The sequence below is a fragment of the Flagellimonas olearia genome (assembly GCF_009184425.1).
Lineage (GTDB): Bacteria > Bacteroidota > Bacteroidia > Flavobacteriales > Flavobacteriaceae > Flagellimonas > Flagellimonas olearia.
Window position 1 is genome coordinate 1 of record NZ_WELG01000205.1, and the last position, 315, is coordinate 315.

Here is a 315-nt window from a genome sequence, read left to right on the forward strand (position 1 = left end):
ATCGGCATTGGGGGGTCAGATTTGGGCGCTTTAATGGTTTGCACCGCCTTAAAACGCTACGCCCACCCGAGATTAAAAATGCATTTTGTGTCTAATGTGGATGGCACACAGATTTTAGATGTTTTAGAAAAACTCAATCCAGCCAGCACGCTTTTTATCGTGGCTTCTAAGACTTTTTCCACTCAAGAAACCTTAACCAACGCCCTAACCGCTAGAAAATGGTTTATAGAAAGAAGCGGCGATGAAAAGCATATCGCTAAGCACTTTGTAGCGGTATCCACCAACAAAGAAGCCGTGCAACAATTTGGCATTGAC

At 43.8% G+C, this 315-nt stretch carries 1 protein-coding gene; it reads left to right on the plus strand.

Features of this window, described 5'->3' with window-relative positions; all coding sequences use genetic code 11:
- The coding region (locus F8C76_RS20095) for a phosphoglucose isomerase-related protein (protein ID WP_500683492.1) at window positions 1–315 on the plus strand (315 nt) is incomplete at both ends.